Below are 25,821 nucleotides of genomic sequence, written 5' to 3'. Positions count from 1 at the left end.
GGCCGTGACCGCGCTGCCGGCGAAGGCCGCGCCGCGCCGCGCGCCCGCCGTGCCCGCCTGGGTCTGGGCGCTGCCGCCCGTCGCCGTCCTCGGGGTGTTCTTCCTCTACCCCCTGGCCCTGGTCGTGGACGAGTCGCTGGCCCCCGGCGCGTACGCCGACGTCTTCGCCTCCGAGTCCTTCCGCTCCGCCCTCACCACCACCGTCTGGCTGGCCGTCGCCGCCACCGCCGGGTGCCTCGTGCTCGGCTTCGCGCTCGCGCTGGTCATCGCGTTCGTGCCGTTCCCCGGAGGGAAGGCCGTCGCCAAGTTCATCGACGTCTTCCTCTCCTTCCCCTCCTTCCTCATCACGCTCGCCCTGCTCTTCATCTACGGGACCGTGGGCATGGCCAACGGCGTGTGGACGGACGTGACCGGCGCCGCCGAGGGGCCGTTCCACTTCCTGACCACCCCCTGGGGCGTGCTCCTCGCCGAGATCACCTACTTCACGCCCTTCGTGATGCGCCCCCTGCTCGCCGCCTTCTCGCAACTGGACACCGCCCAGCTCGAAGTGGCCTCCTCGCTCGGCGCGCGGCCCCTGCGCATCGTGCGGCAGGTGATCCTCCCCGAGGCGCTGCCCGCGCTCGCGGCGGGCGGCAGCCTGGTGCTCGTCATGTGCCTGAACGAGTTCGGCATCGTGCTCTTCACCGGCGCCAAGGACGTCACGACGCTGCCGATGCTCGTCTACAGCAAGGCGATCCTGGAGTCCGACTACGCCGCCGCCTGCGTCGTCGCCGTCGTCAACATCGCGATCTCCGTCGGTCTCTACGGCCTCTACCGGGTGGTGAGCAAGCGTGCTGGTGCATAGCCGTACGGGGAAGTGGGCCACCTGGGCCGGATTCTTCCTCCTCTTCCTGCCGCTGTTCGCGCTCCCGCTGGTCGTCATCCTGGCCGCGTCGTTCTCCACCAACTGGTCGGGCGCCTTCCCCTCGGGCCCGACCACCGGGAACTACGCCGCCGCGACCAGGGGCGAGTCGATGGAGGCGCTCACCACCAGCCTGGTCACCGCGCTCACCGCGAGCCTGCTCGCGCTGACGCTGGGCACCTGGGCCGCGCTCGCCGCCGCCGGGCTGCGCAAGCGGGGCAGGGCGGTGCTGGACGCGCTGTTCATGCTGCCCGTCGCGGTGCCCTCGGTGGTCGTCGGACTCGCGGTCCTCGTCGCGTTCTCGAAGCCGCCGGTGCTGCTGAACGGCACGCGCTGGATCGTGATCGTCGCGCACACCATCCTCGTCACGGCGTTCGCCCACCAGTCGGTCTCGGCTGCCGTCCAGCGTCTCGACCCGATGTACGAGCAGGCCGCGGCCTCGCTCGGCGCCCGGCCCGGGTACGTGCTGTGGCGGATCAAACTGCCGTTGCTGCTGCCGTCGCTGACGGCCGCCGCCGGGCTCTGCTTCGCCCTGTCCATGGGCGAGTTGAGCGCCACCGTGATGCTCTACCCGCCGGACTGGACGCCCCTGCCCGTGCAGGTCTTCGCGGCCACCGACCGGGGGTCGCTCTTCACCGGGGCGGCCGTCGCCGTGGTCCTCATGGCCGCGACGCTCCTCGTGCTCTTCGCGGTCTCCCGCGTCCGCACCAGGGCCTCCTACCGCTGACCTCCCCGCTCGTCCCCCTCCCTCAGACCCGCCCCGACCTGCCCCGACAGGAGAAGCAACCCCATGCGCCGCAACCACCTCATGCCGCTCGCCGCCCTCACCGGCAGCATCGTCCTCGCCACGACCCTCACCGCGTGCGGCGGCTCCGCCGCCTCCGACGACAAGGTCGTCACGGTCTACAGCGCCGACGGCCTCAAGGGCGAGAAGGGCGACGGCTGGTACGACAAGGTCTTCAAGGACTTCGAGAAGGAGACCGGCATCAAGGTCAAGTACGTGGAGGGCGGCTCGGGCGAGATGGTGCAGCGCGCCGTCCGCGAGAAGTCCAACACGCAGGCCGACGTGATCGTCACGCTGCCGCCCTTCATCCAGCAGGCCGACGAGAAGGGCCTGCTCCAGGAGTACCGCCCCGAGGGCGCCGACAAGGTCAGCGGCGCCGACAAGGACCCGGGCGGCAAGTGGACCTCGGTGGTCAACAACTACTTCGGGTTCGTCTACAACAAGAAGGAGCTGAAGCAGGCCCCCAAGAGCTGGGAGGAGCTGCTGGACGGGAAGTTCAAGGAGAAGGTGCAGTACTCCACGCCGGGCGTCGCGGGCGACGGCACCGCCGTGCTCATCAAGGCGATGCACGACTTCGGCGGCAAGGACGCCGCGATGGAGTACCTGAAGAAGCTCCAGAAGAACAACGTCGGCCCGTCCGCCTCCACCGGCAAGCTCGCGCCCAAGGTCGACAAGGGCGAGCTGCACGTCGCCAACGGGGACGTGCAGATGAACTTCGCGCAGTCCAAGTCCATGCCGAACCTCGGCATCTGGTTCCCCGCGAAGGGGACGGGCACCCCCACCACCTTCGCGCTGCCGTACGCGGCGGGCCTGGTGGACAAGGCCCCGCACACCGAGAACGGCAAGAAGCTGCTCGACTTCATGCTGGGCGAGCAGGCCCAGCGGGACGTCAGCGGGGTCGGCGGCGGATTCAGCGCGCGCAAGGACGTCAAGGCCACCGACGCCAACGCCGTCGCGCTGACGAAGCTGATGGCGGGCATCGAGGTCTTCGAGCCCGACTGGAAGGACATCGGCACGAACCTGGACGAGTACGTCGGCGCGTGGAAGTCCGCGACGGGGAGCTGACCGGGCGCCGCGCCCCGAAGACCGACCGGTCGAGTCGGGTCGAGACCGACCGGTCAAGATCGACGGGGTCAGGATCGGCACTTCCTGAATATGCTGGGGGCGTCCGCCACAGTGCCGTCGCGGCGTCCCCAGCACATCAGCACTTGCACGGCAGGAGTCCCGTCCCATGGCAGAGCGCAAGCCGATCGAATCCTGGCTCACCGACATGGACGGAGTCCTCATCCACGAGGGCGTGCCGATCCCCGGCGCCGACGCGTTCATCAAGAAGCTGCGGGACACCGGCAAGCCGTTCCTGGTCCTCACCAACAACTCCATCTACACCGCGCGCGACCTGCACGCGCGGCTCGCCCGCATGGGGCTGGACATCCCCGTCGAGAACATCTGGACGTCCGCGCTGGCGACCGCGCAGTTCCTGGACGACCAGCGGCCCGGCGGCACCGCGTACGTCATCGGCGAGGCGGGCCTGACGACCGCGCTGCACGACATCGGGTACGTCCTCACCGACCACGACCCCGACTACGTGGTGCTCGGCGAGACCCGTACCTACTCCTTCGAGGCGATGACGAAGGCGGTCCGGCTGATCAACGCGGGGGCGCGGTTCATCTGTACGAACCCGGACGAGACGGGCCCCTCGATCGAGGGGCCGCTGCCCGCGACGGGATCGGTCGCCGCACTGATCACCAAGGCGACGGGCAAGGAGCCGTACTTCGCCGGGAAGCCCAACCCGCTGATGATGCGGACGGGGCTGAACGCGATCGGGGCGCACTCCGAGGCGAGCGCGATGATCGGGGACCGGATGGACACGGACGTGCTGGCGGGGCTCGAAGCGGGGATGCGGACGTACCTGGTCCTGACGGGCCTGACGACGCCGTCGGACGTCGACAAGTACCCGTTCCGCCCCTCCAGCATCGTCGACTCGATCGCGGACCTGGTGGACCTGGTCTAGGCGGGCCGGGGGCGCGGGGAACCGCGCCCCACCCCCGTACGGCGGAGTGGTCCAGCCCTGCGGATGCGAACGCGCTCACCGCACGTGAACCTTCGATTACCAGGAGGTTCCACGATGCACAGAGCAACCCACGCCCTCTGCGCCGCAGCCGCGGCCACCCTACTCACGGCGACCCCCGCGTTCGCCCACGAATCGGTCTCCGCCACCGCGACCCCGTCCACCATCGCGCCCGGCGGCGAGATCGCCCTCAAGGTCACCGACTGCAAAGGCACGACCGGCGCCGCGAAGTCCTCCGCGTTCGTCGCCGACGCCGAGCTCACCGGTGACAACGGCAAGGGCACCCCCCTCTACGGCGAGACGACCGTCAAGTCGTCCGTCGGACCGGGCACCTACGACATCACCGTCACCTGCGACGGCCACGACCACCACAAGGCCGGCACCTTCACGGTCGTCCACCACGAGGTCCAGCCCACCGCCCCGGTCAGGGCGGGCGGCGGCGGCGCGGCCGAGCGTCCCGTCGAGGGCGGCGCCGTCACGGAGACCGCCGCCACCGAGGAGGGCCCCGGCACCCGGCACGCCCTCATCGGCCTCGCGCTCGCGGCCGTCGCGGCCGTCGCGGTCGCGCTGCGCACGGTACGCCGCCGCCGCGCGGACCTGGAGTAGGCCGCGGTGTCCGGGGAGAGCCGCGGCCACGGCCGCATGATCACCGGCATCGCCTGGGCGGTGCTGCTGCTCGGCCTGTGGCTGTGGGGCCGCGAGGTCACCAACGGCCCCGCGGGCGTCGCCACCCCCACGACCGGCGACGTCGCCGCGGTGGGCCGCCCCCTGGACGTACCGCTGCCGCCCGCGCACGACCCCCTGGAACCGGCCAGGCCGCACCAGGTGGAGATCCCCTCCATAGGCATCCGGGCCCCGGTGATCCCACGGGGCCTGGACGCCGGAGGGGCGATCGACCCGCCGCCCTTCGAGATGCCGCACACCGTCGGCTGGTACCGGGCGGGCACCGAGCCCGGCGCGGCGGGCGCCGCCCTGCTCGTCGGCCACGTCGACACCGAGACCAAGCCCGCCGTCTTCTACGGGCTCAGCGCCGCCCGCCCCGGCGAACAGGTCAAGGTCACCAGGACGGACGGCTCGGTCGCCGAGTTCACCATCGACGACGTACAGGTCTTCACGCGCGAGAAGTTCGACCCGCGCAAGGCGTACGGCCCCAGGGCCGACGGCCGCGCGGAGCTGCGCCTGATCACCTGCGGGGGCACGTACGACCGCGAGGCGCGCGCCTACACCGCGAACGTGGTGGTGTCGGCGTTCCTGACGGGCGTCGGCCGGGCGGCCGAGAAGGTGTGAACGGGGGACGGGCGCGGACCGGCTCCGAGCGGCCCGCGCCCCTGTCGTCACACCCTTGTCCTCACGCCGCAGGCCTCACGCCGCAGGCGTCACCGCCACCGGCCCGGTCACCCGCTCGGCCCGCCCCGCCGCCCGCAGCCCGAGGCCGCCGAACACCGCGGCGAACACCGCCCACAGCAGCGCGTGCGAGGCCAGCGACAGCACCCGGAAGTCCCACAGCAGCGTCGCCGCCACGGGCACCTCGTCGGGGTTGCCCGGCAGTGCGAACAGCAGCGCGAGCACCGCGACCGCCGTACCGGCCACCGCGAGCTGGCGCACCGGCTCGGGCCGCCCCGCCAGGCGCACGTACACCTGCCGGGCGAGGAACATCCCGAGGACGCCGACGGCGACCGCGCCCAGCCAGAGGTCCTGGCGGTGGGCGACGGTGCCGGAGTCGCCCACGCCCGGCGGGTTCGCCGGGTAGCGCAGGCCGGGGAAGAGCGAGACGGCGCAGAACGCCGCCGCCGAGAAGAGCAGTGCGCGGGGCCACGGCGCCGCGGTCGGCGTGCGGCGGTGGACCAGCGCGTAGGCGACGGCGAACAGGGCGCCCAGCGCGAGCCCGGCGACGACGGCCGTGACGACCAGGCCGAAGTGCTGGGTGGAGCGGCTGAACAGCTCTTCGTGGTGCTGGGCGGCAGCGGCTGCCGCCCCGTGCGAGTGGGCCGCCTCGCTGCGGGCCTCCTCCAGGCGGATCGCCTTGTCCATCAGGGGCTCGGCGAGGAGGAGCGAGAACAGGCCGGTCGCCAGACCGGCGGCGCCGCCCGCGGCCAGGCCGCGGCCGAGCAGGGGCAGTACGGGGGACGTGATCGCCATGGTGTGCTGGGTGTCCGTCCCGGTCAGTGGCAGGGGGCGCCGAAGAGGTGCCGCCCGTCGTGCGAGAACTCGTGCAGGTATTCGCCGGTCGCCGAGACGACGGTGCCGTTGTCCATGAAGATCGCGTAGAGCGCGAGCAGGGCGACGATCGCGGCGGCGAGCGCGATCAGCCAGTCGCGCGTGCTGATGGCCGCGGCGGGGACGGCCGCGGTGTCGGTCGACGGTGCGGAGTGCAGGGACATACCGGTGCTCCTTCTGGGGTTTCCACGCCCCATGGCAGGAGGACGACGGGCCAGTACCTGACTCTCCCGCGCGTGGCGCACGGGTTCACAGTGGCGGGACCGTCCCGGATTCGCACCGGGTTCCTGGCTGGCGTCGCCTCGATGTATGGACTTGTCGTCCGCGAGAGTCCCAGCATGGCCGGAACCTGTCAACCAAACGTCCGAGTGGCGGAACACCTGTTCGGGGGTGCGGAGAGGCCGCGGGGCACCACCTGGTCCGGCCGACGGCCCGCTCCCCCCGGAGCCGACGACCGGACCGGTCCTCGACCGTGGGTGCGCGGGCTGCGGGAGGAACCCGGCGCCTGCACGGGAGGTCTGGAGGGTCCGTGGAGCCGTGGTGCTCGGGGCCGGGGACCGGGGCCTCTGCGCCTCACTTTAGAACGGCGAACGGGCAGAGCCTAGGGGGCCGTTGACGGGATGTCGCGAACCAGTCGCTGTCCGTGCCCTGCGCGGGGCGCGCCGCGCGGGCCGCGCCCGTGGGGCTCAGTCCCGCTCCTCGTCCCCGGCCGCGCGCAGTGCCTCCGCGTCCAGTTCGCCCCTGACCAGCGCCAGCGCCACCTGGGACAGCGGCGCGCGGTGCGCGGCCGCGTAGTCGTGCAGCTCCTCGTAGGCCGCGTCCACCGAGATTCCCCAGCGTTCGGCGAGTATCCCCTTGGCCTGTTCCACCCTGACGCGACTGGTGACCGCGGACTGGAGCTGGCCGAGCAGGAACTCGCCGTGCTGCACGGTCCGTTGCTGGAGGATGCCGATGGTCGCGGTGTCCGCGAACGCCTGTGTCAGCCGTACGTCGGCGGGATCGGGCGGGTGCTGGTCGGCGTTCAGGAACACGTTCAGCGCGCCGATCGGGTTCTCCCGCATCCGCATCGGCACGGCGAACGTGTTCACGAACCCGGCCGCGCGGGCGTGCGCGGTGAACGCGGGCCAACGCGCCGCCGCCTCCGCCGAGTCGAGCGCGATCGGGCCCACCGGGGCCCCGGTGCGGCAGCAGTCCAGACAGGGCCCCTCGGCGTGCTGGGCGTCCAGCACGCCGAGCAGCCAGGCGCGTTCGTCGGAGGAGGCCGCCGTCTGGAGCCTGCCGCGCTGGTTGAGCAGCATCAGCCCGGCGGCCCTGACGTCGAGGAGTTCCACGCAGCGCGCCGCCGTCCGCTGCAGGAACTCGATGACGTCGAAGTCGTCCACGAGCGTGTCGGCGAGTTCCGCGAAGACCGAGGCGAGCTGCTGTTCGCGCAAGGGGTTGTCCATGCCTGTCACCTTGATCCGGCGGAGTGCGGAACGTTCATCGTCCCGTCCCCCTGTCGTCGTCGCTGCCCCCACGGTCCCCCGCCTCGTTCCCCTCGCTCTGCTGCTCCCCCGGGAGCGGGAATCGAAGCCTTCTCGCCACCACGTCCCTGGCCACCTCCAGCACCGCGCGCTCCTCGGCGAACGCGTAGGCCCGCAGCCGCAGCAGCGCGATGGCGGGCGTGATCCCGAGCCGTACGGAGATCATGCCGGTCGCCTGGTGCACTTCCGCGCGGTGCAGCCAGACCCCCTCCTCCAGCCATCCGTCCTCCCCCCTCGCGCCGTTCCCCCAGCAGGGCCAGGGTCAGTGCCTCGGTGAAGACCAGGGCGTCGACGAGCGAGGCCTCACCGAGCGGCCCCGGCACGTCCCTCCGGCAGGTCAGCACTCCGACGTGGATCGCCCCGATCTGGAGCGGCAGCGCGAAGACCGCGCTCGGTCCGAGCGCTTCCGCGGCCGGCAGGAACGACGGCCACCTGGCCTGCGGCACCAGCCGCAGATCGGCGTCCAGCGACGGTCCGAGGCCGCGGGCCGCGTCGGGTCCCGGTCCCTCGCCCAGCGTGAACTGGAGGTCGTCCAGGCGTGCGCTGAGCTCGTCGCTCGCCCAGATCAGCTCGCCGAAGGAGCCGTTGTCGCAGAGCGTCACGGCCAGTCCGTCGACCCCGAGGGCCACACAGCAGCGGCGGGCGAAGGAGACGTCGAGACCGGCGGTGCGATGGGCCGCCAGCTCGTCCAGCAGGGCGGCCATGTGCGCGCTGACCAAGCCCTCCTCCCGAAGTTTCCGAGCAGCGCCGCACAGCTTAGCCCCGGAGGGGCTGTTGCGGCCCTTCACCTGCTGCGGGGCGGTCACGGGGTGGCCGGGGGGCGTCCCCGCCCGGCATCCCGGCGCGCGGGGCGGGTGTGTCACGATTGATCCGCCCGGTCCTGTCCGGAGCGGACTCGGTGCACCCAAGGGGGAGTGGATGTACGGCGGTTACCGGCGCGGCGGTCCGGTCGGGGCGGTGAGCGCCCTGACGGTCGCGGCGGCCCTGCTGCTCGGCGGCTGTTCGTCCGACGGGGACGGGAAGAAGGGCACCGTGCCCCCGGTGGCGCAGCGGCCCAAGGAGGTCGCCCCCTACTGGGTCAACCCCGACAGCCGCGCCGCCCGGCAGGCCGCCGACTACGCCGGGGACGGCGAGGACGGGAACGCCGCGCTGATCGGGAAGATCGCCGCGCAGCCGGTCGCCGAGTGGATCGGCACGGAGAAGCCGCAGGAGGAGGCGCGCGGCTTCACCGAGGCCGCGGCGAAGGCCGACCGGGACGCGCTGCTCGTCCTCTACAACATCCCGCACCGCGACTGCGGCCAGCACTCCGCGGGCGGGGCCGCCGACGGGGACGCGTACCGCGCCTGGCTGGACGAGGTCGCCGAGGGCATCGGCGACCGCAGGGCGACGGTGGTCCTGGAGCCGGACGCCGTGATGCACATGGTCGACAACTGCACGGACGGGCAGTACCACGAGGAGCGGTACGCCCTCCTGAAGGGCGCGGTCGAGCGGCTGAAGCGGCAGCCGAACACCAAGGTCTACCTCGACGCGGGCAACGCGGGCTGGGGCAGGCCCGAGCAGATCTTCCAGCCGTTGTGGCGGGCGGGCATCGCGGAGGCGGACGGCTTCGCCGTCAACGTCTCCAACTTCCAGACGACGGCCGCGAGCCGGGAGTACGGGAAGAAGGTGTCCGAGAAGGTCGGCGGCAAGCCGTTCGTGATCGACACCAGCCGCAACGGCAAGGGCCCGTACACCGGGGGCGACCCCGGGGAGACCTGGTGCAACCCTCCGGGGCGGGCGCTCGGGGAGATGCCCACGGTGAGGACCGGGGACCCCAAGGTGGCGGCCTACCTGTGGATCAAGCGCCCCGGCGAGTCGGACGGGGACTGCAAGGGCGGTCCGAAGGCGGGGGACTGGTTCGCCGAGTACGCCCTGGGCCTGGCGCGGAACGCGAAGTAGCCGCCGCGGGGGGCGGGTCCCGCCCGCCCCCCGTACGGCAGGCCCTACGGGACCTCGACCCAGTACCCCTCCGACGGCGTCCCCACCGCGTCGGTCACGAACAGCATGTACCACCCCGAAGGCACCAGCGCCCGGCTCTTCGGCACCGTCACCGACACGCCCCCCGCCGTCTTCGTCACCTTCAGGGCCACCGTCCGCTGTTCGACGTCGGTGACGTGGGTGACCGCGGAGGGCCGCATCAGCTTCGCGGTCCCCACGGACCCCGAAACCGACCCGCCGACCTCGAACTCCGCCGTCGCGCCGCGCTCGATCCGCTTGGGTCCGCCGCTGATGACGGGCCGCGCGTCGCGGTAGAGGTAGGGCGGCGTGTAGATCTCGATGCGCTGTTCGAAGACCCCGGGCTTGGTGTTCGCCTTGTCCGCGAAGAGCGAGTCGGAGCCGAAGATCATGACCCGCCCGTCGGGCAGCAGCAAGGATCCGGAGTGGTAGTTGCGCCCGACCCTGGGGTCCGCCACGCGCTTGTACGCGTCGGTCTTGGGGTCGTACATCCGCGCCTGGAGGACGTTGGACCCGCCGCGCCCCCGGTAGTCGCTGGAGCCGCCGGTGACGAACACGCTGTCGTCGGGCAGCAGCGACGCGCTCGGGTAGCGCGTCCCCTTGGCGAGCGAGGCCCCGTCGCGGAACTTCGGGGCGGCCTCCTTCAGGTCCACGAGCCGGGACTTCTCGCTCGCCTCCTCGGACTCGCCGACGCCGCCGCCCCCGATGACCATGAACTTCTCGTCCTGGGCGGGCGGCAGCCGCACCGTCGCCGAGGTCTCCATGAGGTCCGGGTCGCTCAGCCCGGGGACCTTGTCGAACTTGTTGGTCTTCAGGTCCCAGACGCCCGGATCGCGGCCGACGTCGGCCGGGCCGTACCCGGAGTTGGAGCCGGAGTAGAAGAGCTTGCCGTTGTTCATCAGGAAGATCGCCGGGTAGGTGGGGAACTTCCGGACGGCCTCGGTGTACTTCCAGGTCCTGGTTTCGGGGTCGTACGTCTCGTTCTTGCCGGGAATGATCTGCCCGATCTCGTCGAGTCCCGAGACGGCGAGGAGCTTGCCGTCCGCGAGGGTGGTCACCGTGGGGTACCAGCGCGCCTCGTTCATCGGGTCGATCTTGACGTACTTCTCGGCGACCGGGTCGAACTCGAAGGCGTCCTTGATGCCCTGGAAGTCCTTCTTGTCGAGGGCGAGCTTCTGGGCTATGCCGTAGGTGTTGCGGGAGTCCTCGCCGCCGAGGCCCTGGATCCGGTAGTTGTCCTCGGTCCCGGTCTCGTACTCCTTGCCGGACTCCTTCGCCTCGACGTAGATGCGGCCGTAGCCCGGGTCGTTGCGCAGCCACTTCCCGGTCTTCGGGTCGAAGACCTTCTTGGCCTTCTCGACCAGCAGCGGGTCCTTGGAGACGAAGGTCTTGCCGTTCTCCTTGCCGGTGAAGCGGGTCCCGGCGGGCAGCGTGATCGGCTTGTCCGGGTTCTCGTTGTGGACGATCATCAGGCCGCCGGCCTTGGTGACGTCACCGGCCAGCTTCTCGTACCGGTTGGTGCCGCCCGCGATCAGCAGCTTGCCGTCGGGCAGCTGGGTGTGCCCGGAGCAGAACATGTCCTTGGGCGTGGGGATCATCTTGAAGCCGTTGGTCTTCGGGTCCCACAGCACCGACTCGAACTTCTTCGCGTCGAAGTTCTTCTGGTTGTTGCCCGAGCCCGCGACGAGCAGCACCTTGCCGGTGTGCAGCAGGGCGGCGTGGATCGAGTTGATCCGGTACTCGGAGGGGACGTCCAGGAAGTCCCAGTGGCCGTTCTCGGCCTTGTAGTCCGGCTGGTTGATCTTGTACTCGTGGTAGCGCTCGGAGGCCGTGCGGTACAGCCAGGGTCCGTTGGCTCCGGCGAGCGCGAGGACGACCGCCGTACTGATCGCCAGGCGGCGGGTACGGCGGCTCGGACGGTACTTCATTCGCTGCGTCCCCCAAGGGCGATCTGCATGGTCTGGTCGGTGTCGCCGTCGCCCTGCCGGCGGTGCGGTGCGGGCCGCTGCTGCATGGGCCCGGTGCGCGGCCGCTGCCCGTGGCCCGCCCTGCGCCTGCCCTTCCTGCTCTTCCGGCTCTTCTTCTCGGCCCTGACGGTGTACCGCCAGCCGATGATCGGCGCCGCGGTGATGAGCGTCGCGAGGGCCGCCCAGGTGAGCATCGCGGGGTGGCTGTGCCCGTTGAAGAAGGAGGCCGTGATCGAGGCGCCGAAGACCACGATGAAGAAGAGGTGGATCCGGAAGGTCCCGAAGAGGGTGTCGGGACTCGACGAGTCGCCCTTGGGGGTCACCACGAAGGAGCTCTTGCGGCGCAGCGCCGCGTCCATCAGCGAGCGCGCGTAGATGGGCGCGGAGAGCGCGGACATCACCATGCCGGCCAGGCCGCCGGAGCCCTCGGGCTCGTGCGGCGAAACGTTGTGGCGCCGGTTCCAGACGTAGAGGCCGATCTGGAGCGCGGAGGCGTTGCCGTACAGCATCATCCAGATCACCGGGTCGATCTGGACGCCGGACGCGCCCATGCCCAGGAACAGCGCGCAGGAGAGCGCGGCCAGGATCCAGTTCAGGGCGGACATCGGATAGAAGATGATCATCATCGTGTAGTTGAAGAGCTTGCCCGCGGGCAGCGTGCCGAAGCCCTTCCAGTACTGCTTGAGGATCGTCTCGTACGTGCCCCTCGACCAGCGCAGCTGCTGGGTGAAGAAGTCCGTCCAGGCGGTCGGGCCCTCGCCGACGGCGAGCACGTCGGGGGTGTAGACCGAGCGCCACTTGTTGCCGGTCGCCGGGTTCTTGTGGCGGTGGATCTCGAAGCCCGTCGCCATGTCCTCGGTGATCGAGTCGTAGAGCCCGCCGATCTGCTTGAGCGTGCTGATGCGCACGGCGTTGGAGGTGCCGACGAACATCGGCGCGCCGTACTTGTTGCCCGCGCGCTGGATCAGCGCGTGGAAGAGGAACTGCTGGGACTCGGCGGCCTTGGTGACGAAGGTGTCGTAGTTGCCGTAGACCTGCGGGCCGATGACGAAGCCGACGTCGGGGTCGCGGAAGTAGCCGAGCATCCGCTCCAGGTAGTTGGGGAGCGGGACGTGGTCGGTGTCGACGGAGGCGAAGAAGTCGTAGTCGCCGCCGTGCGCGTCGAGCCAGGCGTTGTAGTTGCCGTGCTTGGTCTTGGCGCGGTGCGGGCCCTTGGCCTGGTTCCACTTCGCGACGCCCTTGCGGGAGAAGTGGTGGACGCCGAGCCGGGCGCAGACCTCCTTGACCGCGGGGTCGTCGCCCTCGTCGAGCAGCCAGACGTGCATCAGCCCCCGGTGCCGGATCTTCACGGCGGCCTCCAGGGTCTTCGTCACCATCTCCAGGGGCTCCTTGCCCGGAACGAAGGAGGTGAGGAAGGCCACGCGCGTGCCGTGCTCGGGGACGACGGGCACCGGGTCGCGGGCGACGAGGGTCGCGTGCGCGTTGGAGAGGACGTTCATCGTGCGGAAGAGCTCGATCAGACCGATCGAGACGAGCATCACGACGTCGAGGACCAGCAGCGTGTCGTTCTTGAGGTTCGGGTCGCGCTCGGTCCAGTGCTCGGGCTGCATCAGCCAGACGAAGAGGCCCAGCGAGACCAGCGGCGCGGCGCCCAGCAGCAGGGCCGCGCGTATCCGGTGCGGCTCCTGGGAGATCAGGGAGCGGTACTGCACCTCGTACGGCTCGTCCTTGGCCGGCTGGGTCAGCGGTCCCGCGAGCCGGCTGTAGTGCTCGTAGTCGTACTTCGGCAGGGGTTTGGGCGTGCGGTGCCTCGACGTCCTGGGTTGCGGGGGTATTCGCAGCTGCGTCGTACGGGACGGGTCGTCCTCCGGCCGGGAACCGGTCGGCGTCGAGGTCATCGGTCATCCCCCCGCACGCATGGCACTGCGTGAATTGGTTCGGTCGGTCCGCCCGGCGAGGTGCTTCCCCCTCGGTCGCCCCGGGCGTGTCACAGGTACGTCAGTGGTGGACGGGTCGCTCCCACGGACATGGAAGCGTCGTCCTCCGGTTGCATGATGCCCGCCCGCCGCGGCCCGTCGAACGGGACCCCCGCCTCGCGGACGCCTCGACCGGAGCCCCCTGCGCGCCGCCCCCAACTTCTGGGGCCCCGCGCCCCTTTGGAGTCGGCGGCTTCAGCATAGGTTCCACGAGCCACCGCGGGATGGCAAGGGCGAAAAAGGCAGTTTAACGGCTATGGACACGGTTTGCGGACCCCGTGTGGAGGCTCTGTGAATGGCCGGTACCCGGCTTGCGGGAAGCGGCCGGGAGCCTCGGGGAGGGCGGATACGACCGAGGCCCCCTCGCGTGGAGCGAAGGGGCCTCGACTGTCTGTGCGCCGCCAGGGACTCGAACCCCGGACCCGCTGATTAAGAGTCAGCTGCTCTAACCAACTGAGCTAGCGGCGCCTGCTGACCTGCATAACTCTACCCGACGTCCGGGGGTGCTCCGCACCGCGCGCGGCTCGCCGGGGCGGGGTCGGATGGTCGTTTTTTACCGTTGCTCCGTCAAAATGCGATTTGTCGGGACAGTTGAGACACTGGCGCCCGTGCGGATGCGTCAAAAGATTCTTGAGAGTGCGGAGGGGAATCGCATGACTGTTCCGGTCTTCGAGGAGTACGAGCCCGCGGACGACTGCGCCTGCGCGGGCTGCGTCCAGCACCGCAGGGCGCTCGCGGCCGGGGCGCTGCCACCGGGCGCGGGCGGTCACCCCGGGGCCCAGTGCGTCCGCCGCGCCCTGGTGCTCGTCACCGCCGCGGGGGTGGTGATGGGCAGCGGCGCCGACGCCCTCGTGGGCGAGGCGGCCGCCGCGGACGGCCCGGCGAGCGGGGTCGCGCTGCGGACGCTCGGCGCCGCCCCCGCGCGGGATGCGGATCCGGCCACGCCCCAGGGCGGGGCGGCCCCGCTGCACGGACGGCCCCTCGCGGGCCCGTCCGCCACCCCTGCGGCGTTCTCCACCAAGGCGCTGCGGACCACGACCCGGGCGGACATCATCAACCGGGCCAAGCGCTGGGTGAGCGCGAGCGTCCCGTACAGCATGGAGAAGTACTGGTCGGACGGGTACCGCCAGGACTGCTCGGGCTTCGTCTCGATGGCCTGGAACCTCGGCGGCAACGAATGGACGGGAAGCCTCGCGCAGTACGGGACGCGGATAGCGCGTGAGGACCTCCAGCCCGGCGACATCCTGCTGTTCCACAACCCGGCGAACCCGACCAGGGGCTCGCACGTCACGATCTTCGGCGGCTGGACCGACTACACCCACACGTACTACATCGCCTACGAGCAGGCCCGCCCGCGCACCCGCAAGCAGGCCACGCCCATGGCGTACTGGAACAACTCCGCCCGGTACGTCGCCTACCGCTACAAGGGCCTGGCGGGCGGCACCACCGGGGGCGGGGTCGGCGCGACCGGCTACCCGGGCGTGAAGTTCTTCGGGCCCGGCGCCTCCAACAAGTACGTCACCCGGCTCGGGCAGATGCTCGTCGACCGGGGCGCGGGCAAGTACTACAGCCAGGGCCCGGGGCCGCGCTGGGGCGACGCCGACCGGCGCGCCACCCGGGCGTTCCAGCGGGCGCAGGGCTGGACGGGCGCGGAGGCGGACGGACTGCCGGGGCCGCACACCTGGCGGCTGCTGGTGGACGGCGGCGGCAAGGACATCGGCGACGCGGCGCCAGGCTCCGGCAGGGGCGGCGCGGCCCCTGCCCCTGCCAAGGGGGCGGGCGGCGCGCCGGGGGCGGCGGCCTTCCCCGGGCGCGGCCACTTCAAGCCGGGGCAGTCCAACGCGTACGTGGAGCAGCTGGGGCGCCAGCTGGTGAAGCGCGGGTTCGGCAAGCACTACACGTCGGGCCCCGGGCCCCGCTGGAGCGAGGCCGACCGGCGCAACGTCGAGGCGTTCCAGCGGGCGCAGGGCTGGGGAGCCGGGGCGGCCGACGGCTACCCGGGCCCCGAGACGTGGCGACGGCTCTTCGGATGAGCGAGGGCATCGACCGGGCGGGCCGGTCGGAGCGGACGGAACGGAACGGGTGACACGAATGGACCAGACGGAGCGGGCGGACGGGACGCCGGGGGAGGACGGGGTGACGGGGGAGGCCGGGCAGGCCGGGGAGGCCGGGGCGGGGCGGCCGGAGCGGCCCGATAGGGCGGCGCGGCCGGTTCGGACGGGCCCGGCGGGTCCGCCGAACCCGGGCGCGGCGGCGGGACCCGCCGTGCCGCAGGGCCGGGAGGAGGCCGCGGTCGAACCGGCCGCGCCCGTGCCGAGACCGGCGGCGGTCCCGTCGGCGACGGTCGCGGGCCCCGCGGGTGCGCCCGAGGCCGAGGCGGTGCGCGCGGACGGCCCGGTCGCCGAACCGGCCCCGGCGGTGGCCGCGGGCGCCGCGGTGTCCAGCGGTACGGCTTCCGGCGCGGTGCCTTCCGGCGCGGTGGCTTCCGGGGTGGTGGCGTCCAGTGCCGCGGCTCCCGGTGGCGCCGTCCCGGGTGCGTCCGCCTCCGGCGGATCCGCTTCCGGCGGCGCCGTTCCCCCCGGGGCGCGGCGCGGTTCGGTCATCGCCAACGAGGTGACCTCCGCGATCCCGGTGCACCTGTTGTTCCGGGACGACGCAGGGCCCGCCCCGAGGCCCGCCGCGCGGCCCCCCGCCGCGAGGCGTCCCGTGTCCGCGCCGCCCGCCGCGCCCGCGCGGCCCGCGCCCGTCGGGGATCCGGCGATCGCGGAGCGGCGGGGGCCCGTGGTCGCGGGGTGGATCGCCGCGCTCGTCGGGCTGGCCGGGCTCGCCGCCATCGCGGGTGTGCTGTGGCGCGTGGGGGCGGCGCCCGGCGAGCTGCTGAAGGGGCTCGGGGCGCGCACGTACCCGTACCACGGCATCGGGCTCGGCTGGTGGGCGCTGCTCGCGCTGCTGGTGACGGTGGTGCTCTTCGCGCTCGGCGGCCTCGGCAGGGGCAGGGTCGGGTACGCGTGGGTGCTCACGCTCTTCGGCGACTACCGGGGGAGCGTGCGGCGCACGGGCCTGGTGTGGGTGAGCCCGCTGCTGCTGCGGCGCCGGGTCGACGTGCGGCTGCGGCACTGGCGCAGCGAGCCGCTGCCCGCGGTGGACTCGTGCGGCACCGCGCTGCGGGTGGTCGTGCTGGTCGTCTGGCGGATGCGGGACACCGCGCGGGCGGTGCTGGGCGTGGCCGACCACGAGGCGTACCTGCGCGAGCAGGTGGAGGCGGCGATGGCGCGGGTCCTCTCCCAGCTGCCCGCCGACGCCTTCCACGAGGACGCGCCGACGCTGCGCAACGCCGAGGCGGTGGGCGACGCGCTGACGCGGCTGCTCAGGTCGGAGGGCGAGGCGGCCGGGATCGAGGTCTTCTCGGCGCAGCCGACCAGGATCGAGTACGCCCCCGAGGTCGCGGCGGCGATGCAGCGGCGGCGGGTCGCGGCGATCGACGCCAAGCACCGGGACAGCGTGCTCACCTCGGTGGTGGACGCGGTCGACGACACGGTGCACCGGCTGACCTCGCGGGGGCTCGTGGAACTGGACGACTACGAGCGCAAGGCGCTGGTGAAGGACCTGACCGTGGCGTTCTACACGGGCCGGGCCGGCGGGGTGGAGGCGCCCTGAGGGAAGGCGCCCCGAGGGGCGGGCGCCGCCCGCGCGGCCAGAATCCTGGGGTCCGCATCCCGAAACCGACGGCCATTGGTATGGACATGTTCAAGTCCCGTCAATAATCTGGGACTTGGTCTAGACCGCACAGCACGGCTCACAGAACCTTCCCCCACGTTCTACGGGAGCGGCAGCATGCGGAAGAACAACAGGATGTACGCGGCCGTGATCGGCCTCGCCGTCGCGGGCGTGACGACGCTCGCGACCGGCAGCGCCGACGGTCACGGCTATGTGGACAGCCCTGTCAGCAGGGCGAAGCTCTGCCAGCAGGGTTCTGTCACCAACTGCGGTCCCATCCAGTGGGAGCCGCAGAGCGTCGAGGGCCCCAAGGGCTTCCCGGCGGGCGGCCCGTCCGACGGGCGGATATGTGCGGGCGGCCTCGGCCAGTTCTCACAGCTCGACGACCCGCGGGGCGGCGCCTGGCCGACCACGCAGGTCAGCGCGGGGCAGAGCTACAGCTTCCGGTGGCGGATCACCGCACGGCACTCCACGACCGACTTCAAGTACTACATCACCAAGAACGGCTGGGACGGCAAGAGGGCGCTCACCAGGGCCGACCTCGACCCGCAGCCGTTCCTGTCGATCCCGTACGGCGGTCAGCGCCCGGACGCCACGGTCACCCACCAGGCGGCGATCCCCTCCGGCAAGACCGGACGCCACCTGATCCTGGGCGTCTGGACGATCAACGACACGGGCAACGCGTTCTACTCGTGCGCCGACGTCCGGGTCTGAGTGCGGGCCGGTGACCCGGGACGGCGGGTGAGGGGCCTTCTCCCCACCCGCCGCCGGGCACCGGCCGTACGGCGCTGGGCGTGCGGCTTCCCCTGCGCGGGGGCCTTCCCCGCGCACGCGCGCACGGCGCCCGTCCCCTTGCGGGGTGGCGAGTCCGCTCCCGGCGGCCGGTCGCCCGCGGCCCGGTGAAGGGCCGGTCGCGCGGTTCCCCGCGCCCCTTGAAGGGGCGCACCTGTGCCGGACGGGACCGTCCCGCGCACCCGTGCCGGACGGGAGCGTCCCGTACGGGGCCCCGACAGGGGCGCGGGGAACCGCGCGAGTGCGGGGCGCACGCGGCCGCGCACCCGCGAACCCGGAGCGGGCCCGCCCCGGACGCGGCTCCTGGAAGGGACGCCGCTCCTGGGCCGGGTGCCCTCAAGGACCGGGCGCCCCCAAGGATCGCGCGAGCCCTGCCACGTCCGGCTGAATCCTGCCCCGCCCTCTCGCCGGGGCACGCCCTCCACCGGTACGAGTGGGAGCGACCGCACCCCCCGAGACCAAGGGGTCCCCTTGTCGCCCACGCCACCCGTGCCGCGCCGCCTCTTCCTCCAGGCCACCGCGGGCACCGCCCTCGTCACCCTCGCCAACGCCCCCACGGCCGGCGCCGCGCCCGCGCCGGCCGCCGCCACCACCTCCCGCACCCCCCTCCACCTCACCGCCGCCACCAACGGCGGCGCCACCCCCGCAGGTCCCGGCCGCTACCTCGCCGAAGTGCAGAACGTCCTCTGGGAGTTCGGCGACGACGGCCGCCCCGCCCGCGCCCTCACCACTCCCGACCTGGAGCCCACCCGTCCCGTCGCCTCGCCGGACGGGCGGCGCGTCGCCATGGCCTGCTACAAGGGCGGGCAGTTCCACGTGTGGGTGATGAACACCGACGGCAGCGGGCTGCGGCAGCTCACCGACGGGCCCTGGGACGACCGCGGCCCCTCCTGGTCCCCGGACGGGACCCGCATCGCCTTCGCTTCGGAGCGCGGCGGCGACCCGGTCAAGGGCAGCCCGTACCGCATCTGGACCGTCGAAATCCGTACGGGCACGCTCACGCCGCTCACCGAAGGGGAAGGGCCCTTCGAGGACTTCGACCCCACCTGGTACCCCGACGGCGAGCGCGTCGTCTTCGTCCGCGCCCACCTGGACGGCGCCACCCTCAGGGCCCGTACCCTCGCCGACGTCCCCGCCGGAGGCGGCCCCGTCACCGTCCGGTACACCGAGACCGAGCCCGGCAACCTCCAGGCCCCCGCGTTCTCGCCCGGGGGCCGACCCGCCTGGCTGCGGACCGTCAACCCGGGCGCCCGCCTCGACCAGGTCGTCCTCGTCGCCAACGGCGCGCCCGTCCCCGTGAAGGGCGAGCTCGTCGCCTCCCCGCCCCGCTGGCTGGACGAGGAGCGGCTGCTCGTCACGGTCGACGGCGGCTTCCAGATCGTGCGCCCGCGCGGCTCGAACCAGCCGGGCCCCCAGACCCCCGTGCCGTTCAGTGCCACGCTGGACGTGCGGCGCCCCGCGTACCGGACCAAGGAGTACGACTTCGAGCCCCGCGGCCCCCGCCGCGTGCGCGGCATCCAGCAGCCCGTCCTCTCGCCCGACGGGCGATCCATCGCATTTGTCGCGCTCAACGCCCTCTGGATCCAGCCCACTTCGCGCGGCGGCACGCCGCGCAAACTGGTGCAGGCCGCGCCCACCGCGTACCTCCAGGGCCCTTCCTGGGCGCGCGACGGCCGCTCCCTGCTGTACACCGACGACCGGGACGGCGGCCTCAACGCCGTGCGCAGACACGTCCTGGCCACCGGCGAGGACACCGTCCTGGCGCCCGGCGGCCGGGTGCACGGCGCGCTCTCCCCGGACGGCACCCGCCTCGCCTGCCTCGACCTGGCGGGCAACCTGCTGCTGCGGGACCTGGCGACCGGCGGGGAGAAGGCGCTGGCCGCCCCGCTCGGCGGCGGCGGGCTGCCGGGGCCGCCGAGCTGGTCGCCGGACGGCCGGTACCTCGCGTACTGCGACCGCAACCGCCTCAACCAGCGCTTCCGCGAGGGCTACAACCTCATCCGCACCGTCGACACGGAGACCGGCGCCGCCCGGCTGCACGCCCTCGCGCCCTTCGCCTCGCTCTCCGACCGCTACGCGTCGGGCCCCGTCTGGTCGCCCGACGGCCGCCACCTCGCGTGCGTCAGCGAGTCCGCGCTCTGGGTGCTGCCCGTGCACCCCGACGGCACCCCGGCGGGCGAGCCCAGGAAGATCGGCGACGAGGGCGCCGACCACCCCTCCTGGTCGGGCGACTCCCGCACCCTCCTGCACCTCGCCGAAGGGCGCCTCACGCTCACCCCGCTCGACGGCGGCCCCGCCCGCCGCGTCCCGGTCGCCCTGCGCTACCGCCGCCCCGCCCCCGTCGACACCGTCGTCAGGGCCGGGCAGCTCTGGGACGGCACCGGCGCCCCGCCCCGCGCGGACGTCGACGTCCTGATCAGCGACGGCCGGATCACCGCCGTCGAGCCGCACCGCGCGGGCCGCCGCGCGACCCGCACGGTCGATGCCTCCGACCGCACCGTCCTGCCCGGCCTCTGGGACACCCACACCCACCCCTGGCAGTACACCTACGGCGCCCGGCAGACCGCGCTGGAACTGGCCTACGGCGTCACCACCACCGTCGCGCTCGGCGGCTTCTCGCTGGAGCAGGCCAGGCTCAGGGAGGACATCGCCGCCGGGCGGCTCAACGGTCCGCGCCTGCTGACCACCGGGGAACTGCTCGACGGGCCGCGCGTCGCGTACTCCATGGGCCGCGCCCACCGCACGGCGGACGGGCTGCGCCGCTCCCTGGCGCGCGGCGCCGCGCTCGACTGGGACTTCGTGAAGACGTACGTCCGCGCCCCCGCCGCGTACATGGCGGCGGCCGCCCGCTTCGGGCACGAACGGCTCGGGGTGCTCTCCGGCTCGCACCTGTGCTCGCAGGGCGTCCAGACGGGCCAGGACCTCACCACGCACCTGGTGGCCACCGAGCGCACCGAGTACGGCCACGGCGCGACCTCCGCGAGCCGTACGTACGCGGACACGGTCGAGAACTACACCCGGGGCGGCTTCCACCTGCTGGCGACCCCGTTCAGCGCGAACGCGCTGCTCGCCGAGAACCCCGACCTGGTCGACGACCCCCGGGTGACGGACATGATGCCGCCCTGGGACGTGGCGTCGATCAGGGAGCGGGCGGCGAAGGCGCCGACGGCGGCCGAGCGCGAGGCGCACCGCCGCGAGCTGGACACCTACCGGACGGTGATCGCGGGCGGCGGGCTCGTCGCGATGGGTACGGACACCCCGCTCACCCCGGTCGGGATGTACCTGCACCTGGTGCTGCGCGCCCTGGTGGCGCACGGCTTCTCGCCCGCGGAGGCGCTGCTGACGGTGACGGCGGTCCCGGCGCGGATCTTCGGCGCGGCGGACGACCTCGGGACGGTCGAGGAGGGGAAGCTCGCGGACCTGGCGCTGGTGGACGGCGACCCGTTCGACGACTTCGGGACGCTGGTGCGGATCGGGGGCGCGGTCGTCGGCGGGCGCGTCCACGAGAGGGCGGCGCTCGCGGAGCCGTACGGCGGCCGGCGGCGGTCCGGGGACGGGAGCGGGGACTGGTCGGCCGTGGGGGAGCTGATGAGGGGGGACGGCTGCTGCTAGCCGGGCGCCGGGGTCCGGACACGAAGAAGCCCCCGGAGCTTTCGCTCCGGGGGCTTCTCCCGTCTGTGCGCCGCCAGGGACTCGAACCCCGGACCCGCTGATTAAGAGTCAGCTGCTCTAACCAACTGAGCTAGCGGCGCCTGCTGACAGAGTTAATACTACCTGGCTTTTCGGGGTGCTCCCGACCACGCGCTTCCGGCCGCCCCCCGGCCCTCAGAGCGTGAGCGAGAGGACCATCGGCGCGGCCTGCCGGTTCAGCGCGTCCGCCGCCGAGCGCAGCCGGTGCGCGTGCTCCACGGGCAGCGAGAGCGCCAGGCAGCCGACGGCCGACCCGGCGGTGAGCGGCACGGCCGCGCAGACCGTGCCCACCGCGTACTCCTGGAGGTCGAGCACCGGCACCGTCGCGGGCTGGCTGTCGAGCCTGGAGAAGAGGACCTTCTCGCTGGTGATCGTCCGGGAGGTGAGCCGGGCGATCTTGTGGCGGGAGAGGTGGTCGCGGCGGCCGTCCCGGTCGAGCTGGGTGAGCAGGCACTTGCCGACGGCGCTGGCGTGGGCCGAGGAGCGGAAGTCCACCCACTCCTTGACCGCGGGGGTGCGCGGGCCGTCGGCGATCCGGGTGATCCGGACCTCGCCGTCGATGTACCGGCTGACGTAGACCGCCGCGCCGACGGAGTCGCGCAGCTCGGCGAGCGTCGCGTCGAGCTTGGCCGCCACGGCCTCCTGGCGGGCGGCGCCCGAGCCGAGCAGGACGAGGGAGTCGCCGATCACGTAGGCGCCGTCGCCCGCCTGCTCGACGTACCCCTCCCTGAGGAGCATCGCGAGCAGCGGGGCGAGGTGCCCCGGGGGCAGTCCCGTCTCGCGGGCGACCTGGGTGTCGGTGACACCGCCGCCGTGTCTGCCGATCGCTTCGAGTACGCGCAGTGCGTACTGCACCGAATGGAACGGTGCGGTCGGCTCGGGCTTCAGGGCCACGCGTCCCCCTACCAGTACCGGATCACAACGGCGGTCCTCGCGTTCCACGATAACGGCCAAGCGCCGGAAGTGACACGGATGTTGGTCAGAATCACAGTGCGCCCCCGGCCGTCACCAGGGGCGCACCGATCTGGCACGTGCCAGAGGCACGCCGTGCGATCTTCGCCCCGTCAGAGGACCGCGCTCAGGAACTCCCTGGTCCGCTCGTGGTCCGGTGCGGAGAACATCCGCTCCGGCGGGCCCGACTCGATGACCTTGCCCCGGTCGAACATGAAGACCTCGTCCGAGACGTCCCGGGCGAAGTTCATCTCGTGTGTCACGCAGAGCATCGTGATGTCGGTGGTGCGGGCGATGTCGCGCAGCACGTCGAGGACGCCCGCGACCAGCTCGGGGTCGAGCGCCGACGTCACCTCGTCGAGCAGCAGCACCTTCGGCCGCATCGCCAGCGCGCGGGCGATCGCCACCCGCTGCTGCTGGCCGCCGGAGAGCTGGGTCGGCTTCGCGTCGCAGCGGTCGCCGAGCCCCACCATGTCGAGCAGTTCCCTGGCGCGCGCCTCCGCCTCGTCCTTGGAGAGGCCGAGCACCCGCACCGGGGCCTCGGTGATGTTGCGCAGCACCGTCATGTTGGGGAAGAGGTTGAACTGCTGGAACACCATGCCGATGTCCTTGCGGACCTCGCGCAGCTCGCTCTCCGGCGCCGGGTACAGCTGCCCGCCGTTGACCCGGATGGTGCCCGAGTCGGGCTTCACCAGCGTCATCAGCAGCCGCAGGATCGTCGTCTTGCCCGAGCCCGAGGGGCCGATGAGCGTGACGTGCTTGCCGGGGCGCACGGAGAAGCAGAGGTCGTCGAGGACGGTGTGGTCGCCGTAGCGCTTGGTGACGTTCTCGAAGCGGATGAGGTCGGTGGTTCCGGGGGGCGCTGTGGTGTCGGCGCTCTCGGCGGTGTCAGTGGTGTTGGTGGTGTCGGTGGTGTCGGTGGTGTCAGCGGACAAGACGGCGCTCCAGGGCTCGCAGCAGAAGGGAAGCCGGGTAGGCGATGAGGACGAAGGCGACGCCGACGACGGTCAGCGGCTCGGTGTACTGGAACGTCGTCGCGCTCTCCAGCCGGGACTGCTGGAGCATCTCCAGCACGCTGATCCCGGCGAGCAGCGGCGTGTCCTTCAGCATCGCGATCACGTAGTTGCCCAGCGCGGGCACGATCCGCCGGATCGCCTGCGGCAGGATCACCGCGGTCCAGGTCCGGCCGACGGGCAGGCTCAGCGCGGTCGCCGCCTCCCACTGCCCGGCGGGCACGGCGTCGATCCCGGCGCGGTAGACCTGCGCGGTGTACGTCGAGTAGTGCAGGCCGATCGCCAGCGTGCCGGTGGTGAGCGCGGAGAACTGCACGCCCCACTCCGGCAGCACGAAAAAGAAGAAGAACAGCTGCACGAGCAGCGGGGTGTTCCTGATGAACTCCGTGACCAGGTTCACCGGCCAGCGCACGAAGCGGGTCGGCGCCCGGAAGGCGATCGCCCACAGCAGCCCGAGCGAGAACGAGAGCAGCGAGCCGAGCGCCAGCACCTGGAGGGTGACCAGCAGCCCGTCCCAGAAGCGCGGCATGAAGTCCCAGACGGCGTCCCAGTCCCAGCCGTTCACCGGGCACCTCCGGCGGTCGTGGCCTTCACGTCGATGCCGATCCCGGCCTTGGCCCGGCGTTCCAGGGCCTTCATGCCGCGGGTGAGGACGAAGGCGAGCACGAAGTAGATCCCGAGCGTGATCGAGTAGATCCGGGCGCTCTCCTGGGTGGCGAGCCGCACCAGGTAGGCCGCGAACGACACGTCGGCGACGCCGAGCAGCGACACCAGCGCCGTGCCCTTGAGCAGTTCGACCAGCAGGTTGCTGAAGGGCGGGATCATCTCGGGCACGGCCTGCGGCAGCAGGATCAGCCGCAGCCGCTGCCAGGGCGTGAAGTTGAGCGCGATCCCGGCCTCGCGCTGCGCCGGGGACACGGAGTTCAGCGCGCCGCGCACGATCTCGGCGCCGTACGCCCCGTAGCCGAGGCCCAGCGCCAGCACCGCGGCCCACATCGGGACGAGGGCCCAGCCGAAGAGCGCGGGCAGCACGAAGAACAGCCAGAACATCAGGATCAGCGCGGACGTGCCGCGGAAGACCTCGGTGTAGAAACCGGCGAGGAAGCGCACGAGGCGCGAGCGGTGGGTGCGGGCCGTGCCGACGCCGAACGCGATGGCGGTGGCCAGCGCCGCGCTGTACAGGGTGAGTTGGACCGTGACCCAGATGCCGGGCAGCACCCAGTTCGTCCAGAGTCCGGACGTCATGCGCACAGCTCCTCGGCCGTCAGGTCGGTCATCTCCGCCCTGGTGAAGCCGAACGGCTCCAGGATGCGGAAGAGTTCGCCGCTCTTCTTCATCTTGTGGATCTCGACGTTGAAGGCGTCGCGCAGCCCGCGGTCGGCGCGGCGGAAGGCGAAGCCGCCGCCGTCGACCTTCTTCCTTCCGCCGACGGTCGGCGCGAACGGCTCGGTGGCCTCCGCCCTGCGGCTCTTGCGCACCACGTTGCGGCTGGTCAGCGCCGTACCGGCGAAGACGTCCACGCGCCCCGACTCCACCGCGTCGAGCCCGGCGACGGGGTCCTGGAGGATCACGACGTCCTTCTCGGGCACGCCCGCCTCGACGGCGTACGCGATCTCCGCGTAGCCCGCGCCGGTGGCGAAGCGCGCCTTGGTCCGCACGACGTCGGCGTAGTCGCGCAGGCCCTTGGGGTTGCCCTTCCTGACGATGAAGGAATCGAGCATCTGGTACTCGGGGTCGGCGAAGAGGACCTGGGCGCAGCGCTCCTTGTTGATGTACATCCCGGCCGAAACGACGTCGAACTGCTGGGAGTTGAGTCCGGGGACGAGCGAGGCGAAGTCGGTCGCGACGGGCTGGACCCCGGGGACCCCGAGGCGCTTGAAGACGACCTTGGCGAGTTCCACGGCCTCGCCCGTGAAGTCGCCCTCGGCGTCGATGAAGCCGTACGGGGCCTCGCCCGCGATGCCCAGGCGCACGGTGCCCTGCGAGGTGAGCCGGGCGAGGGTGTCGCCGGACGGCACCCTGGAGCACCCGGCCGCCCCGAGGGCGGCGGCCGCGCCGCAGCCGAGGAGGAGCGAGCGCCGCGGTATGCGCTCCCGGTGGCCGGATGCGGGCGGGCCGGTCTTTCTTGTACGAGCCATGGGCGCGCGGCTACCCGACTCCACGCGAGGTATGCGGGCGGATCGAGAACGGCGGGTTCGGCGGGGTTGACGGGGCCGGTGCGCCCGCC

The 25,821-nt window shown here is 72.4% G+C and carries 22 protein-coding genes, 2 tRNA genes and 1 riboswitch; of the genes, 11 read left to right on the top strand and 13 right to left on the bottom strand.

Features of this window, described 5'->3' with window-relative positions; all coding sequences use genetic code 11:
• The first annotated feature begins 4 nt into the window (after nt 1-4).
• From ACIBNE_RS20540 to ACIBNE_RS20515, 6 genes are all read left to right on the top strand, one after another.
• Nucleotides 5-844, top strand: a complete 840-nt coding sequence (locus tag ACIBNE_RS20540; protein WP_399273476.1) for a 2-aminoethylphosphonate ABC transporter permease subunit — start codon at nt 5-7, stop codon at nt 842-844.
• A complete protein-coding gene (locus ACIBNE_RS20535) occupies nt 831-1,628 on the top strand; it encodes an ABC transporter permease (RefSeq protein WP_399273474.1) in 798 nt (265 codons plus the stop codon). The genes ACIBNE_RS20540 and ACIBNE_RS20535 overlap by 14 nt, the downstream gene beginning before the upstream one ends.
• A 63-nt stretch (nt 1,629-1,691) precedes the next feature.
• A complete protein-coding gene (locus ACIBNE_RS20530; protein WP_399273472.1) occupies nt 1,692-2,750 on the top strand; it encodes a 2-aminoethylphosphonate ABC transporter substrate-binding protein in 1,059 nt (352 codons plus the stop codon).
• A gap of 166 nt (nt 2,751-2,916) precedes the next feature.
• Entirely contained in the window at nt 2,917-3,696 is a 780-nt protein-coding gene (locus tag ACIBNE_RS20525) for an HAD-IIA family hydrolase (RefSeq protein ID WP_399273471.1), read from the top strand.
• 114 nt (nt 3,697-3,810) lie between these two features.
• On the top strand, nt 3,811-4,359 hold the full coding sequence (locus tag ACIBNE_RS20520; RefSeq protein ID WP_399273469.1) for a hypothetical protein: 549 nt from the start codon (nt 3,811-3,813) through the stop codon (nt 4,357-4,359).
• 36 nt (nt 4,360-4,395) lie between these two features.
• Nucleotides 4,396-5,040, top strand: coding sequence for a class F sortase (locus ACIBNE_RS20515; protein ID WP_399274244.1), 645 nt, complete (start codon nt 4,396-4,398; stop codon nt 5,038-5,040).
• Nucleotides 5,041-5,115: 75 nt separating this feature from the next.
• On the opposite strand, the gene ACIBNE_RS20510 is transcribed toward ACIBNE_RS20515, so the two are convergent.
• The 4 genes from ACIBNE_RS20510 to ACIBNE_RS20495 form a co-directional block, all read right to left on the bottom strand.
• Nucleotides 5,116-5,892 (bottom strand): CbtA family protein, encoded by a 777-nt coding sequence (locus tag ACIBNE_RS20510; RefSeq protein WP_399273467.1) that lies wholly within the window; start codon nt 5,890-5,892, stop codon nt 5,116-5,118.
• A gap of 23 nt (nt 5,893-5,915) precedes the next feature.
• Entirely contained in the window at nt 5,916-6,134 is a 219-nt protein-coding gene (locus ACIBNE_RS20505; protein WP_399273465.1) for a hypothetical protein, read from the bottom strand.
• Between the two features lie 30 nt (nt 6,135-6,164).
• Nucleotides 6,165-6,304, bottom strand: a riboswitch (cobalamin riboswitch).
• 352 nt (nt 6,305-6,656) lie between these two features.
• Nucleotides 6,657-7,415 (bottom strand): GAF and ANTAR domain-containing protein, encoded by a 759-nt coding sequence (locus ACIBNE_RS20500; RefSeq protein WP_399273464.1) that lies wholly within the window; start codon nt 7,413-7,415, stop codon nt 6,657-6,659.
• A gap of 34 nt (nt 7,416-7,449) precedes the next feature.
• Complete coding sequence (locus tag ACIBNE_RS20495; protein ID WP_399273462.1) at nt 7,450-7,677, bottom strand: ANTAR domain-containing protein; 228 nt, start codon at nt 7,675-7,677, stop codon at nt 7,450-7,452.
• A 734-nt stretch (nt 7,678-8,411) separates the two neighbouring features.
• Here ACIBNE_RS20495 and ACIBNE_RS20490 point away from each other — a divergent pair.
• Nucleotides 8,412-9,431, top strand: coding sequence for a glycoside hydrolase family 6 protein (locus ACIBNE_RS20490; protein WP_399273460.1), 1,020 nt, complete (start codon nt 8,412-8,414; stop codon nt 9,429-9,431).
• 44 nt (nt 9,432-9,475) lie between these two features.
• Here ACIBNE_RS20490 and ACIBNE_RS20485 read toward each other — a convergent pair whose 3' ends face one another.
• The 3 genes from ACIBNE_RS20485 to ACIBNE_RS20475 form a co-directional block, all read right to left on the bottom strand.
• Nucleotides 9,476-11,416 carry a galactose oxidase-like domain-containing protein gene (locus ACIBNE_RS20485; RefSeq protein WP_399273458.1) on the bottom strand — a complete coding sequence of 647 codons (1,941 nt, stop codon included), beginning with the start codon at nt 11,414-11,416 and terminating at the stop codon, nt 9,476-9,478.
• Nucleotides 11,413-13,353, bottom strand: a complete 1,941-nt coding sequence (locus ACIBNE_RS20480; protein ID WP_399273456.1) for a glycosyltransferase family 2 protein — start codon at nt 13,351-13,353, stop codon at nt 11,413-11,415. Before ACIBNE_RS20480 ends, ACIBNE_RS20485 begins: the two co-directional genes overlap by 4 nt.
• Nucleotides 13,354-13,825: 472 nt before the next feature.
• Nucleotides 13,826-13,899: transfer RNA gene (locus ACIBNE_RS20475), tRNA-Lys, on the bottom strand.
• Between the two features lie 185 nt (nt 13,900-14,084).
• On the opposite strand from ACIBNE_RS20475, the gene ACIBNE_RS20470 reads away from it, so the two are divergent.
• The 4 genes from ACIBNE_RS20470 (at nt 14,085) to ACIBNE_RS20455 (ending at nt 21,552) form a co-directional block, all read left to right on the top strand.
• Nucleotides 14,085-15,464: a peptidoglycan-binding protein gene (locus ACIBNE_RS20470; RefSeq protein WP_399273454.1), complete on the top strand. Its 1,380-nt coding sequence runs from the start codon at nt 14,085-14,087 to the stop codon at nt 15,462-15,464.
• Between the two features lie 58 nt (nt 15,465-15,522).
• The gene (locus ACIBNE_RS20465) at nt 15,523-17,088 is read left to right on the top strand and encodes an SPFH domain-containing protein (RefSeq protein ID WP_399273452.1); all 1,566 of its coding nucleotides are present in this window, start codon (nt 15,523-15,525) and stop codon (nt 17,086-17,088) included.
• A gap of 177 nt (nt 17,089-17,265) precedes the next feature.
• Entirely contained in the window at nt 17,266-17,862 is a 597-nt protein-coding gene (locus ACIBNE_RS20460; protein WP_399273450.1) for a lytic polysaccharide monooxygenase, read from the top strand.
• A gap of 549 nt (nt 17,863-18,411) precedes the next feature.
• On the top strand, nt 18,412-21,552 hold the full coding sequence (locus tag ACIBNE_RS20455) for an amidohydrolase family protein (protein WP_399273448.1): 3,141 nt from the start codon (nt 18,412-18,414) through the stop codon (nt 21,550-21,552).
• 66 nt (nt 21,553-21,618) lie between these two features.
• Here ACIBNE_RS20455 and ACIBNE_RS20450 read toward each other — a convergent pair.
• The 6 genes from ACIBNE_RS20450 to ehuB all read right to left on the bottom strand — a co-directional run bounded on the left by ACIBNE_RS20450 (nt 21,619) and on the right by ehuB (nt 25,732).
• Nucleotides 21,619-21,692: transfer RNA gene (locus ACIBNE_RS20450), tRNA-Lys, on the bottom strand.
• 73 nt (nt 21,693-21,765) lie between these two features.
• Nucleotides 21,766-22,524 carry an IclR family transcriptional regulator gene (locus ACIBNE_RS20445; protein WP_399273446.1) on the bottom strand — a complete coding sequence of 253 codons (759 nt, stop codon included), beginning with the start codon at nt 22,522-22,524 and terminating at the stop codon, nt 21,766-21,768.
• 170 nt (nt 22,525-22,694) lie between these two features.
• The gene (gene ehuA / locus ACIBNE_RS20440) at nt 22,695-23,516 is read right to left on the bottom strand and encodes an ectoine/hydroxyectoine ABC transporter ATP-binding protein EhuA (protein WP_399273444.1); all 822 of its coding nucleotides are present in this window, start codon (nt 23,514-23,516) and stop codon (nt 22,695-22,697) included.
• Nucleotides 23,506-24,123 (bottom strand): ectoine/hydroxyectoine ABC transporter permease subunit EhuD, encoded by a 618-nt coding sequence (gene ehuD / locus ACIBNE_RS20435; RefSeq protein WP_399274242.1) that lies wholly within the window; start codon nt 24,121-24,123, stop codon nt 23,506-23,508. Before ehuD ends, ehuA begins: the two co-directional genes overlap by 11 nt.
• Nucleotides 24,124-24,155: 32 nt before the next feature.
• Nucleotides 24,156-24,839 carry an ectoine/hydroxyectoine ABC transporter permease subunit EhuC gene (ehuC, locus tag ACIBNE_RS20430; RefSeq protein WP_399273442.1) on the bottom strand — a complete coding sequence of 228 codons (684 nt, stop codon included), beginning with the start codon at nt 24,837-24,839 and terminating at the stop codon, nt 24,156-24,158.
• Complete coding sequence (gene ehuB / locus ACIBNE_RS20425) at nt 24,836-25,732, bottom strand: ectoine/hydroxyectoine ABC transporter substrate-binding protein EhuB (RefSeq protein WP_399273440.1); 897 nt, start codon at nt 25,730-25,732, stop codon at nt 24,836-24,838. The genes ehuC and ehuB overlap by 4 nt, the downstream gene beginning before the upstream one ends.
• Nucleotides 25,733-25,821: the final 89 nt, after the last annotated feature.

It is taken from the genome of Streptomyces sp. NPDC050504 (genome assembly GCF_044458065.1).
Classification (GTDB): Bacteria; Actinomycetota; Actinomycetes; order Streptomycetales; family Streptomycetaceae; genus Streptomyces.
Note: the sequence above shows the minus strand (reverse complement) of the source record. Positions and strands in the feature narration are given on the sequence as shown.